At 41.9% G+C, this 12,528-nt stretch carries 11 protein-coding genes and 1 pseudogene; 11 read left to right on the top strand and 1 reads right to left on the bottom strand.

All coding sequences use genetic code 11. From position 1 onward, the window contains the following. Positions 1-389: 389 nt before the first annotated feature. The gene (locus ASU35_RS02130; protein WP_058351456.1) at positions 390-824 is read right to left on the bottom strand and encodes a hypothetical protein; all 435 of its coding nucleotides are present in this window, start codon (positions 822-824) and stop codon (positions 390-392) included. 197 nt (positions 825-1,021) lie between these two features. On the opposite strand from ASU35_RS02130, the gene ASU35_RS02135 reads away from it, so the two are divergent. From ASU35_RS02135 to mobA, 11 genes and pseudogenes are all read left to right on the top strand, one after another. Then, positions 1,022-4,060 carry an AAA domain-containing protein gene (locus ASU35_RS02135; protein WP_058351457.1) on the top strand — a complete coding sequence of 1,013 codons (3,039 nt, stop codon included), beginning with the start codon at positions 1,022-1,024 and terminating at the stop codon, positions 4,058-4,060. Positions 4,061-4,191: 131 nt separating this feature from the next. Then, positions 4,192-5,373 carry an ABC transporter substrate-binding protein gene (locus ASU35_RS02140; RefSeq protein WP_058351458.1) on the top strand — a complete coding sequence of 394 codons (1,182 nt, stop codon included), beginning with the start codon at positions 4,192-4,194 and terminating at the stop codon, positions 5,371-5,373. A 96-nt stretch (positions 5,374-5,469) separates the two neighbouring features. Next, positions 5,470-6,351, top strand: coding sequence for a branched-chain amino acid ABC transporter permease (locus tag ASU35_RS02145; RefSeq protein ID WP_058351459.1), 882 nt, complete (start codon positions 5,470-5,472; stop codon positions 6,349-6,351). Between the two features lie 8 nt (positions 6,352-6,359). Then, the gene (locus ASU35_RS02150; RefSeq protein WP_058351460.1) at positions 6,360-7,433 is read left to right on the top strand and encodes a branched-chain amino acid ABC transporter permease; all 1,074 of its coding nucleotides are present in this window, start codon (positions 6,360-6,362) and stop codon (positions 7,431-7,433) included. Positions 7,434-7,437: 4 nt separating this feature from the next. After that, on the top strand, positions 7,438-8,196 hold the full coding sequence (locus tag ASU35_RS02155) for an ABC transporter ATP-binding protein (RefSeq protein ID WP_058351461.1): 759 nt from the start codon (positions 7,438-7,440) through the stop codon (positions 8,194-8,196). Positions 8,197-8,210: 14 nt separating this feature from the next. After that, entirely contained in the window at positions 8,211-8,921 is a 711-nt protein-coding gene (locus tag ASU35_RS02160) for an ABC transporter ATP-binding protein (protein WP_058351462.1), read from the top strand. A gap of 9 nt (positions 8,922-8,930) precedes the next feature. After that, entirely contained in the window at positions 8,931-9,548 is a 618-nt protein-coding gene (locus ASU35_RS02165) for a cytidylate kinase-like family protein (RefSeq protein ID WP_058351538.1), read from the top strand. 71 nt (positions 9,549-9,619) lie between these two features. After that, a complete protein-coding gene (locus ASU35_RS02170) occupies positions 9,620-10,087 on the top strand; it encodes a superoxide dismutase family protein (RefSeq protein ID WP_058351463.1) in 468 nt (155 codons plus the stop codon). Between the two features lie 65 nt (positions 10,088-10,152). Next, complete coding sequence (locus tag ASU35_RS02175; RefSeq protein WP_058351464.1) at positions 10,153-10,755, top strand: TetR/AcrR family transcriptional regulator; 603 nt, start codon at positions 10,153-10,155, stop codon at positions 10,753-10,755. After that, positions 10,749-11,875: pseudogene (locus ASU35_RS02180) on the top strand (cation:proton antiporter). The gene ASU35_RS02175 and the pseudogene ASU35_RS02180 overlap by 7 nt, the downstream one beginning before the upstream one ends. Beyond that, positions 11,854-12,525, top strand: coding sequence for a molybdenum cofactor guanylyltransferase (gene mobA / locus ASU35_RS02185; protein ID WP_058351465.1), 672 nt, complete (start codon positions 11,854-11,856; stop codon positions 12,523-12,525). The pseudogene ASU35_RS02180 and the gene mobA overlap by 22 nt, the downstream one beginning before the upstream one ends. The last annotated feature ends 3 nt before the right edge of the window (positions 12,526-12,528 follow it).

The raw sequence follows: 12,528 nt of genomic DNA on the forward strand, positions 1-12,528 counted from the left end.
TACAAAATATATGAACTTTTCAAGGTACTATAGCGGGGCTTTTGACCCCAACATCATGTATAGGGACTATTATTAGTACTGGGATTTCTTTTTATATTTTGAAGAAAATTTTGTTTTTCTATAATGCAAAGTATATTATTGATTGGAAGTATATGTTGATTTTTGGGATTTTTAATATGCTAATTTGTATTGTTGTTATGGTAACATCTGGGCAAAGAGCGATAAAAAATAAGTAGTGTCTGCTTAATCAGCAGACACTAAATAGTATCGTTACACATTGATAAGCTAAACATGGGTCTTAGGCATATCATGGGATGCGTTTGAAATAAAGTATGACCAGCTGTTTCCAAGTGATACAGGTTAGGAGAAAAAGGAACTGAAGGGGTATTTTACAAATACCCCTTCAGTTCCTTACACAGCTGTTCCTCTATGGAAATCAGTTTTTTGCAGATGCTTTTGGCAGAATGGTCAGCCTGAGCATATTCATTTTCATATTTGTGGAGAGATTTGATGCCCATATTGCAGCCGTCAGTGATTAGGTCGGCGATGGTGGCGTCGCTTTCATCCATACTGAGCTTCATGTTTGTTTTCAGCCAGGACATACCCTTGGACATAGGGCTAGGCTCCTTTTCAGGGCTGCCATGCTTGTCGAGAAGGGTGTGGATTTCGTCACAGAGCTTCTCGTGATGGCTCTTGCTTTCCTTTAACAGTTCCTTGAATTTAGAATCCTTGATTTTTTCTAGCACCTCGTCGATGGAGGAGACAGCCATTTTGGCTCCAGCATCGCATTCCATCAGCAGGTAAATTGTATCCATATGCTCCATAAAAGGCCTCCGTTTCTATATTTTCAAAGGGTTTTGTTCTATTTTAAAAAATAGTTTCTCCTGAAAAAAGAAAAATATGCAAAGATGTTGCCTCTGGGCTCAATAGAGCGAGGCAGAAAGAGACCTCACTTCTCCTTGCTATTCTCTGCTAAAAGGTGTAAAATAAGTCCATCAACCAAGTACAAAAGGGGAAGCTCATGGATACAATTTTTCGTGATATATTTCGTGCCATTCACGAGGGGAAATGGATGAGTATCGAATACTGTAATAAAGAGAATCAAAATACAAGATACTGGATTGGTATTCGCAATCTGGATGTTCGTAATCGTACACTGGCGGTGGATGGGCTTCATCTTAGCCAGTATACGGTTACAAACCTTGATAAGATTAAGATTGATGCTATTTTATCTTCCCGAATTATAGAAGGTTCTTATTGTCCTGTCAATGAAGCTTTGGTCGAAGACATCTATTTAAATCCACATAAATATAGATCCTTGTTTGACAATACTGCCAATTTAAAAATACTAAATTATCTGGAAATGTGTAATCGTATGGACACAACACCTTATATTTCAGATTTTGATTTAGTTCGTTATCTTGATCGGGAGCAGGTTCAGGGAGAATTTTACCAGTTGAGCAAAGAACAATTCCAGACTATTGTAAGGAGCTTCCAATATCAAACAGAAGGGGATGGACGGTCGGACAGAGGATTGAGAATCAGGCAGCTTGCTATAAATGTTTTAAGCGTACATACGCCAAAGGGTTTATATGTTCTGGCATATCGTAAACTTAATTTAGACGTAAAGCAGTGTGTTTTAAAATCAGATGAGGAAATCACGATTTGTACGGAATTTACAATTGATGGAGTGAAACAGAGCATCCGAAGGTTTTTGGATGCAGATGAATATGAACTACTGCACGACTTTAAGGTGAATGAGGAAAAAATTAAAGACTGTATTATGAGGCATATGCCACAGCAGAGTAGTAATGTGGATGATATGCCATATATAATAGGCTTAGGAATGGATATTCCTCTTGATTTACACAAGGAATATGAAGCTATTATAAAAATGTATCAGGAGGGCAAAGTACCCGTACCGGTTAAAGCGTTTTTTGGCGATTTGCTGGAACGACCGAGAAGAACGGCGTCATATCCTATTGCATTGGTTAATCAGAAAATCAATATGGATCAGCTGCTTGCTATTCATAATGCCATGAAGTACCCGGTAGCTTATATTCAAGGGCCCCCTGGTACAGGAAAAACAAACACGATTATCAATACGATTGTAACTGCCTTTTTTAATGAACGGACGATACTGTTTGCTTCTTATAACAATCATCCAATCAATGGAGTCTATGAAAAGCTTTCTCAGATGAAGTACAAGGGGAAAATCATTCCATTTCCAGTTCTACGTTTGGGAAATCATGAAAAAGTAAAAGAGGCTCTTGTTACTATACAAAGGCTTTATGAGAGCGTGAAAAAAGTTCAGGTATTTGAAGGTACATTAGATCGGAACAAGGATGATCGCAAGAAACGTGCCAGATGCCTGTCGGAGCTTCTAAAGCGGTATGAGGAACTTCTGGATTTAAAGGAAAGAGAGGAAACGATTGACCGTCTGCTTGATTATGAAAAGAAAAATACTGCTTCGCTACAGATGATTCCTTTTGAGGCTGACCTGGTTGGAAGACAAAGGAAACAGATTAGTAAAAAGCTGGAGGCTACAGGGGAGGTCCCGGAAGAAGAGGCTCTCTCACTTTTGGATGATGACACGGAGGAATTAAAAAAATACCTGTATTATACCTCTGCACGTTATATTCAGAAAATCGATAATCCAAGAAATTCGGATTTAAAAAAAATTATAGAGATGGAAGACGAAGAGAAACGTGCAGAAGCTTTTTCAAATTATCTCGGGAAAAAAGATAACATTGCAAAACTGCAAAAGATTTTTCCGGTAATTGCAACCACTTGCATTTCTGCTCATCGACTGGGAGAGGCAAAGCCGATGTTCGATATGGTAATTATGGATGAAGCAAGCCAATGTAATACAGCGGTATCTCTAGTGCCGATTGTGCGGGGAGAGAGCCTGATGCTGGTGGGTGATCCACAGCAGCTCAATCCGGTTATTTTGCTGGATGAGATGACAAATGAAAGATTGAAAAAACGCTATGGGGTATCGGAGGAATATGATTATCGGAAAAATTCTATTTATAAGACATATCTTGCCTGCGATGCGGTAAGTGATGAGATTTTGCTCCACAACCATTATCGGTGTCATAAAAGCATCATTGGATTCAATAACCGGAAATATTACAATTCCCAGCTTATTATCAGGTCGGAAAGTAAGGAGGAGCGGCCGCTTTTGTATGTGGATGTAGCAGAAACAACCACTAATTATAAAAATACAGCACCGGCAGAGGTGCGAGAGATTGTGAATTATGCAGTACATAATCGTGATAAAAGTATTGGAGTCATTACGCCCTTTGTTAATCAGAAAAAAATGATTGAAGAGGAATTAAAACGTGCAGGAGTGACAGGGGTGACCTGCGGAACAGTACATGCGTTTCAGGGGGATGAAAAGGATGTTGTTTTATTCTCCACTGCTATTACAGACCAGACACAGGCAGGAACCTATGAGTGGCTTAAAAATAATAAGGAACTGATTAATGTAGCAACATCCCGTGCAAAGGATAAGTTGATTTTATTGTCCAGCACAAAGAATTTGGAACGTCTGCATCAGGGGGATGGGAATGATGATTTGTATGAGCTTGCCAGATACGTGAGGTCTAACGGAAATAGTGTAGTAACGCCTAAAAGAGTAAATTCCAGGGCACTTGGTGTGAAACCTTTCAGCAGTGCTACAGAGGAAGCCTTTTTGCAAAATTTGAATCATGCATTGGAAAATATATGGATGACGCAGAGTAAGTATGTAGTTCGCAAAGAAGTTGCAATCTCACATGTATTCTATAGAAATGAAAATTATAGCGATTTATTTTATAACGGCAGGTTTGATTTTGTTGTATATGAAAAGCAGGGGAAGGAGGAAATTCCAATTCTGGCAATTGAGCTGGATGGGAAGGAGCATTTTGATAATGAGATAGTGAAGAGCAGAGACAAAAAGAAAAATGCTATTTGCAAAGCACATAACCTTCAAATTATCCGTGTGGAGAACTCTTATGCCAGACGATATAATCACATCAAAGAGATATTGATTAATTATTTTTCTGTTACACATTAGTAAAAGATATCTAAGGATAAAATTTACCAATTTAAAGCTTCAATGAATTGACGTCCTAATAAAAAACTCTTGACATTCTTTCGGGTTCTGTAGTAGTATACCATACAGAGGATTTTAAGGAGGAAAGTGTTATGAGAAAAAGAATTAGTATGTTGCTTATTCTTGCACTTATGGTTATGTCCTTAAGTGCGTGTGGTTCTTCTGACAAGGGAGGCACCGACGGTACCGGTAATGCCGGAGCAGAGGCAGGAAGGGTATTTAAAATAGGTGGTATCGGACCTATTAGTGGTGGAGCTTCTATTTATGGAACAGCCGTTAGAAACGGTGCCCAGATTGCAGTTGATGAAATTAACGCAGCGGGCGGCATTAACGGTGTTAAGATTGAGTTTAATTTCCAGGATGATGAGCATGATGCAGAGAAAGCAGTTAATGCTTATAACACTTTGAAGGACTGGGGAATGCAGGTTCTTATGGGAACTACAACCAGTGCGCCATGTATCGCAGTTGCTGATAAGACAGCAGAGGATGGTATGCTTCAGATTACTCCATCTGGTTCTGCGACAGATTGTATCGTAAATGACAACGTATTCCAGGTTTGCTTTACTGACCCTAATCAGGGTGTTGAGTCTGCAAAGTACATCGGAGGTGCAGGACTGGCACAGAAGGTTGCTGTTATCTATGACAGCTCTGATGCGTATTCTTCTGGTATTGCAGAAGCATTTGTAGCTGAATCCGCAAACCAGTCATTTGAAGTAGTTGTATCAGAAGCCTTTACTGCAGACAGCAAGACAGACTTTACCGTACAGCTTCAGAAGGCTAAGGACGCAGGTGCAGACATGGTATTCTTACCAATTTACTACCAGGAAGCAGCTTTAATCATCCAGCAGGCAGATAAGATTGGATATGCTCCGGTATTTTGTGGTGGTGATGGCCTAGACGGACTTTTAGGTGTTGAAAACTTTGATACTGCTTTAGCAGAGAACGTTATTCTTCTGACACCGTTTATCGCAGATGCAGAGGATGATATGACTAAGAGCTTTGTTACCACATATAAGGAGCAGTTTGGTGATATGCCGAATCAGTTTGCAGCAGATGCGTATGATGCTATTTATATCATCAGGGCCGTTATAGAAAAGGCTGGTGTAACTCCAGATATGGGGACAGCTGATATGGGAACGGCGTTAAAGGCAGCTATGACTGAGATTACTGTAGATGGTCTGACTGGACAGGGAATGACCTGGCAGGCAGAGGGGACTGTAAATAAAACTCCTCATGCAGTAAAAATTGTTGACGGAGCTTATCAGGCGATGTAATATAGAATATATGCTTAGGGCAAAAGGGCTGCTTTTAGCGGCCCTTTTGTCCTTATGATAAGCAGGAATTTTGATACTTTGGAATGGAGGAAGAAAATGGGATTTATATCTTATCTGATTAATGGTATCAGTCTGGGGAGTGTGTATGCAATCATAGCTCTTGGTTATACCATGGTATACGGAATCGCCAAGATGTTAAACTTTGCCCATGGCGATATTATCATGATTGGCAGTTATGTGGTATTCAGTGCTGTTAGTGTAATGGGAATGCCTGCCGGAGTGGGAATTATCATTGCAGTAGCAATATGTACAGTGCTTGGCGTTGTGATTGAGAAAATTGCATATAAGCCGCTGAGAGGAGCATCACCGCTGGCTGTACTTATTACGGCGATTGGTGTCAGCTACTTTTTACAGAATGCAGTGCTGTTGATTTATGGTGCCAATGCTAAGTCCTTTACTTCTGTGGTAAAGATTCCGGCATGGAAGCTGGCAGATGGGGCACTGGTAATCTCCGGTGAGACAATGGTTACGATTACAGCCTGTATCCTGATTGTAATTGGCCTAAGCTGCTTTGTAAAATATACAAAGTCTGGCCGTGCCATGCTGGCTGTGTCAGAAGACAAACAGGCAGCCCAGCTGATGGGCGTTAATGTAAATGGAACGATAGCTATGACCTTTGCTATCGGTTCTGCACTGGCAGCGATTGCAGGTGTACTTTTGTGCTCTGCTTATCCTAACCTGACTCCATATACCGGTTCCATGCCTGGTATCAAGGCTTTTACTGCGGCAGTCTTTGGTGGTATCGGCTCTATTCCGGGAGCCATGCTTGGCGGTATTTTACTAGGAGTCATTGAAAATTTAAGCAAGGCATATATTTCTGCCCAGTTATCTGATGCAATCGTGTTTGCAGTACTGATTGTTGTATTGCTGGTGAAGCCTACCGGTATTCTCGGCAAGAAGATTAGTGAGAAAGTGTAGGTGGCAGCATGAAAAAGACAGTAGGCAATAAATTGTCAAAGACAACAAAAACGAATATGGTTACATATGGAATGGTGATAGCTGCTTATATGATTGCAGAGATACTTTTAAGGACAGGGAACCTGTCCAGCCTTATGCAGGGACTTTTAGTACCTCTTTGTACCTATGCGATTATGGCGGTTTCCCTGAACCTTACCGTAGGTATTTTGGGAGAGCTGAGCCTGGGCCATGCAGGCTTTATGTGTGTAGGGGCTTTTTCCAGTGCCTTTTTCTCCGTATGTACAGAGGATGTCATTACAAGCGGCGGACTGCGTTTCTTCCTATCTCTTTTGATAGGGGCAGTGACAGCAGGTATCTTTGGAGTACTGATTGGTATTCCGGTGCTTCGTCTTAGAGGTGACTATTTAGCGATTGTAACTCTGGCCTTTGGTGAGATTATTAAGAATATTATCAATGCCCTTTATGTTGGTAAGGATTCCAACGGATTTCATTTTTCCATGAAGGATACGATGTCTCTGGGGATGGAGGCCGATGGAAAGGTTATTATCAAGGGTGCCCAGGGTATTACAGGAACACCCCATGATTCTAATTTTACCATAGGCATTATCCTGGTGCTGATTACCTTGTTTATTGTTCTGAACCTGATAAATTCCAGAACAGGCCGTGCTATCATGTCTATCCGTGATAATAGGATTGCAGCAGAGTCTGTTGGCATCAATATTACAAAATACAAGATTATGGCTTTTTCCATTTCTGCAGCTCTGGCAGGAGTGGGTGGTGTACTCTACGCCCACAACCTGTCCACCCTGACGGCATTGCCTAAGAACTTTGGTTATAACCAGTCTATCATGATTCTGGTATTTGTTGTTCTGGGGGGAATGGGGAATATCAGAGGCTCAGTTATCTCAGCGGTAATTCTTACTCTGCTGCCGGAGCTTTTGAGAGGCTTAAGTGATTATCGTATGTTGATTTATTCCATCGTGCTGATTGTCATGATGATATTCAATTGGAGCCCGAAAATGAAGGTATGGCGAGAAAGCCACTCCTTCTTTAAGAAAAATAGTAAAGAAGAGGAGGCTTAATCCTATGGCATTATTGGAAGTAAAAAATCTGGGTATTTCCTTCGGCGGACTGCGGGCGGTAGACGGCTTTAACATAAGCATTGAAAAGGGCCAGCTCTACGGGCTTATCGGGCCTAACGGAGCGGGCAAGACGACAGTATTTAATATGCTGACCGGTGTTTATAAGCCAAACGATGGAGCTATCTTATTGGATGGAAAGAATATTACAGGAAAAAAGACCACAGATATTAACAAAAGCGGCATTGCCCGTACCTTCCAGAACATTCGTCTGTTTAAGGAGCTTTCTGTTTTGGATAATGTAAAGGTTGGTCTTCACAACAATTATAAATATTCTACGGTAGCAGGCATCTTACGTCTGCCGGCGTATTTTAAAACAGAGAAGGCGATGGATGAGAAGGCGATGGAGCTTTTGAAGGTATTTGACCTGGATAAAGAGGCGGATTATCTGGCTGCCAACCTGCCTTATGGAAAGCAGCGTAAGCTGGAGATTGCCAGAGCATTGGCGACAGAGCCCAAGCTTCTGCTTCTGGATGAGCCGGCAGCAGGTATGAACCCGAATGAGACCCAGGAGCTGATGGATACCATACGGTTTGTCCGGGAAAATTTTGACATGACAGTCCTCTTAATTGAGCATGATATGAGACTGGTATCCGGTATCTGCGAAAAGCTGACTGTATTAAACTTTGGACAGGTTCTGGCACAGGGAAAAACCAGCGTGGTATTGAATGACCCGGAAGTTGTTAAGGCTTATCTGGGAGAGTAGGAGGAAATAATAAGATGGCATTGCTTGAAATAAAGGATTTGGAAGTATATTATGGAATGATTCAGGCTATTAAGAGTATTTCCTTCGAAGTAAAGGAGGGAGAGGTCATCGCCCTGATTGGTGCGAATGGTGCTGGCAAGACTACGACTCTCCAGACGATTACCGGAATGATTCCATCGAAAAAAGGAACGATTACCTTTGATGGTGTAGATATTACAAAGGTGCCGGGACATAAAATTGTGCCTATGGGCATGGCTCATGTGCCGGAGGGCAGACGCGTCTTTGCCCAGCTTTCCGTATTGGATAACCTGAAGCTGGGAGCCTTTACCAGAAAGGATAAGGCAGAGATAAATGAAGCTCTTCAGATGGTATATAAGCGTTTTCCACGTTTGGAGGAGCGTAAGGGCCAGATGGCAGGAACCTTAAGCGGCGGCGAGCAGCAGATGCTTGCTATGGGCCGGGCACTGATGTCAAAGCCGAGAATCATATTAATGGATGAGCCTTCTATGGGGCTGTCGCCGATTTTTGTAGCAGAAATATTTGATATTATTAAGGAGATTTCAGCCAGTGGAACTACGGTTCTTCTGGTAGAGCAGAACGCAAAAAAAGCACTTTCCATTGCAGATCGTGCTTATGTACTGGAGACTGGAAAAATTGTTCTTTCCGGAGATGCACAAGAGCTTCTGCATGATGAATCTGTGAAGAAAGCATATTTAGGAGAGTAGGTGTTGAGGTTGGAAAAAATTGTGATAACAATTGCGAGAAGCTATGGAAGTGGTGGTAAGACCCTGGGAGAGCTTTTAGCTAAAGATTTGGGAATCCCTTGTTATGACAGGGAGCTTATAAGAATGGCTTCCGATGAAAGTGGAATTAACGAGGCACTCTTTGGAAAAGCCGATGAGAAGAAAAAAGGACGTTCTCTTTTTAAGAGCATAAAGCCTTACAGTGGAGGAGTGCTTCCACCGGAAAGCAGTGACTTCGTATCCGATGACAACCTGTTTAACCTCCAGGCGAAAATTATCAAGGATCTGGCGGAAAAGGAGTCCTGCATTATAATCGGCAGATGTGCAGACTATGTATTAAAGGATAGAAAAGATGTACTGCGGCTTTATTTCTATGCCACCGAGGAGGACTGCCTTATCCGGTTAAAGAATATCTCTGGTGAACCGGAAAAAGAGCTTTTGAAAAAGATTCATACGATTGATAAGCATCGGGCTGACTATTATAAGTATTATACCGGCAATGACTGGAACGATACCAGAAATTATGATTTTTGCCTGAATACGGGGGCTATGAGCTATGAGAAGCTAATAGATGTGGTGAAGGCATATATTGAAATCAGCAGAAGATAATTTTAAATCGCATTTTAGTATCACACATCTTTTTTATCTCCCATAAACTGGGATAAAAGGAGTGTGATACTATGCTTATAAGGAATAATGCAAAGCCTGTTGCTACGGCACAGCTTAGAGGCCGGAAGGAAGATGAGTCAATTCGGGGGAAAGTAGATTTTTACCGGACCCGAGAAGGAACACTTCTGACTGCAGAGATATCCGGTATTCCGAAAACACTGGAGGAAAAAAGCGGTGGCTTCTTTGGCTTCCACATTCATGATGGAGCATCCTGTACCGGCAATGAAAAGGATCCCTTTGCAAATGCCGGACAGCATTATAATCCTGCAGGACGACCTCACCCGCAGCATGCAGGAGATCTTCCTCCGGTACTCAGCAACAATGGAACAGTCTGGGCAGCGGTCTGTACTACCCGGTTCTATCCGGAGGAGATTATTGGTAAGACCGTTATTTTACACGACATGCCTGATGATTTCCGGACGCAGCCATCGGGAAATTCGGGAGAAAAAATAGCTTGTGGAGAAATTAGAGCCTTTTAATTCTTGACCGTCTGGTCTATTTGTAATATAATAGACCAGACGGTCAACTTTTATGGAGGTGAAAAATGAAAAAAGAAGAGAAAACCGAGCTGACAAAGAAAAAAATACTTTTTGCAGCAATGGAGGAGTTTGGCTCTAAGGGATATCGTGGAGCATCGCTTAATGCTATCTGTGAGTCGGGGATTCCAAAGGGGCTTTTGTACCATAACTTTAAAAACAAGGATGCCCTGTATCTTGCCTGTGTCAGACTGTGCTTTCAGGCATTGACAAAATGCTTGAAGGAGGCTGAGATAGGGAATAATCTGGAAAAATATATGCAGGTGCGGATGCAGTTTTTTAAAGAACACAGGCTGGAAGCGGGCATATTTTTTGACGCAGTTTTGCAGCCACCAGAAGGACTGGAGGAGGAAATTCGTGGGCTGAAAGAGGAGTTTGATGGTCTGAGCCGTGGGCTGTACAGAGAAATTCTTGATTCAATACAGCTGCGGGAGGGAATTACTTATGAAGAAGCTATGATGTATTTCATTATGCTGCAGGAGATGTTTAATAGCTCCTTCAGCAGACAGAATACTTCCCTTTCTCATAAAATGGAGCTTCATGAAAGAGATCTGCCTAGACTTTTAGATTTTATGCTTTATGGCATTGCAAGGAGGAAAAACGAATGTTAGGACTTATATTACGCTGGATAGCTGCAGCAGCTATAGCATTTTGTATTGGAAAAGGAGTATCCAAATTAAAACTGCCGGCCATTCTCGGCTGGCTGATTGCTGGTATGCTCCTTGGCCCTTATGCACTTCATCTGCTGCCACAGACTTTGATGGACACTGTGTGGTATCAAAATATAATTCATGTGCTGGAATGTGCAGTAGGTTTTATGATTGGTACCGAGCTTGTCTGGAAACGGATTAAGGAGTATGGAAGAGCACTGATTATTACGACTCTGACCCAGTCTCTTGGAACTTTTGCACTTGTATCTGTTGTTTTTTATGTTATATTTATGATAAAGGGTATTCCTGTTTATTTGGCGTTTCTTTTTGGAGGAATTGCACTGGCTACAGCACCGGCACCAGCCTTGTCTATTGTGCAGGAATTTAAGACCAAGGGACCGGTTACCCAGACTCTGATTCCGATGGCAGCACTGGACGATATGGTTGGAGTAGCTGTATTTTTTACAACGGTAGCAGTAGTTGCCCGTCATATATCAGGAAGTGGAATGCCATTATATATGATTCCGGTCATGATTCTATTGCCGCTGCTGATTGGTCTGGTAACAGGCTTTCCAACCGGAAAATTACTGAAAAAAGAGAGAACAACGCTGCAGACTCTTATCATACTGATTGGAATGATTGTGGTAACTACGATAGTCGGATATTTGTTTAATACCTACCTGATGCCATCTCCACTTTTAAACTTTATGCTGATGGGAATGGCTTTTTCTGCTACCTTTTCCAATATGGTTACAGAGGAAAGGTTAGAAAGAATTATTCAGGATTTTATACCATTGTATATATCATTGTCCGTGCGATTGGAAAATATTTTGGAGCCCGGATTGGAGCAAAAGCAACCGGTATGCAGCCGACGGTACAGAAATATCTCGGTTTTACTCTTTTGCCACATTCAGGGGTGTCCTTAGTATTTACAGGGATAACGGTTTCCGTTTTGATGGCTCCGGCACCGGAATGTGCTGGAATTATCCAGGGAACGATTGCAGCCGCTGCAGTCATTAATGAGATAATTGCTGTTATTGTTGCGAAAAAAGGCTTTGAATGGGCTGGAGAAATGGATTGATACCTTTGAAGAACATGGATGGATTAATTCTGGCAGGTGGAAAAAGCTCCCGGATGGGAGGCAGACATAAGGGTTTCCTTACCTATGAAGAGGAAACCTTTATGGAAAGACTGGTAAAGGAACTGAAAAAGGAAGCAAAGCAGCTGTGGGTATCCTATGGTCTGGAGACTCACGCTGCCTATGAGGGCTGCAGGCTGGTTTTTGATGAATTTCCGGGCTGTGGCCCCTTAGGTGGGCTTCATGCCGGATTAAAGGCTTGTGAAACGGAAGAACTGATAGTTGCAGCCTGTGATATGCCTTTTTTAAAGGGAGAGCTGTTTTACTATCTAAGAGAATGGCAGGAGGATTTTGATGGAGTAGTTCCGATAGCTTCCGGGAAAATTCATCCCCTTGCCGCTATTTACAAAAAAAGCGTACTGCCTGTTTTTGAGGAACAGATAAAAAATGGAAATTACCGTTTGCAGGATGCTCTGAAAAGGCTGAACATTGCCTATATTGATGTATCGGAACGAGAGGATTTTAAAAGGATGCTTCAAAATATCAATACTGCAGAGGACTATGAAAGGATAAATCCAAGAGAGAAGCTTATGTTAGTAGATGCTTTAGAGCTACTGCCGGCAAGGATAGAAAAGGATAAAAGAGGGAGATAAGGT

The organism is Acetivibrio ethanolgignens (genome assembly GCF_001461035.1).
GTDB classification, from domain to species: Bacteria; Bacillota; Clostridia; order Lachnospirales; family Lachnospiraceae; genus Velocimicrobium; species Velocimicrobium ethanolgignens.

Excerpts from the sequence above, each read along its gene's own strand:
- ASU35_RS02130 (WP_058351456.1), bottom strand. The coding sequence starts at position 824 with ATGGAGCATATGGATACAATTTACCTGCTGATGGAATGCGATGCTGGA.
- ASU35_RS02135 (WP_058351457.1), top strand. The coding sequence starts at position 1,022 with ATGGATACAATTTTTCGTGATATATTTCGTGCCATTCACGAGGGGAAA.
- ASU35_RS02140 (WP_058351458.1), top strand. The coding sequence starts at position 4,192 with ATGAGAAAAAGAATTAGTATGTTGCTTATTCTTGCACTTATGGTTATG.
- ASU35_RS02145 (WP_058351459.1), top strand. The coding sequence starts at position 5,470 with ATGGGATTTATATCTTATCTGATTAATGGTATCAGTCTGGGGAGTGTG.
- ASU35_RS02150 (WP_058351460.1), top strand. The coding sequence starts at position 6,360 with ATGAAAAAGACAGTAGGCAATAAATTGTCAAAGACAACAAAAACGAAT.
- ASU35_RS02155 (WP_058351461.1), top strand. The coding sequence starts at position 7,438 with ATGGCATTATTGGAAGTAAAAAATCTGGGTATTTCCTTCGGCGGACTG.
- ASU35_RS02160 (WP_058351462.1), top strand. The coding sequence starts at position 8,211 with ATGGCATTGCTTGAAATAAAGGATTTGGAAGTATATTATGGAATGATT.
- ASU35_RS02170 (WP_058351463.1), top strand. The coding sequence starts at position 9,620 with ATGCTTATAAGGAATAATGCAAAGCCTGTTGCTACGGCACAGCTTAGA.
- ASU35_RS02175 (WP_058351464.1), top strand. The coding sequence starts at position 10,153 with ATGAAAAAAGAAGAGAAAACCGAGCTGACAAAGAAAAAAATACTTTTT.
- mobA (WP_058351465.1), top strand. The coding sequence starts at position 11,854 with ATGGGCTGGAGAAATGGATTGATACCTTTGAAGAACATGGATGGATTA.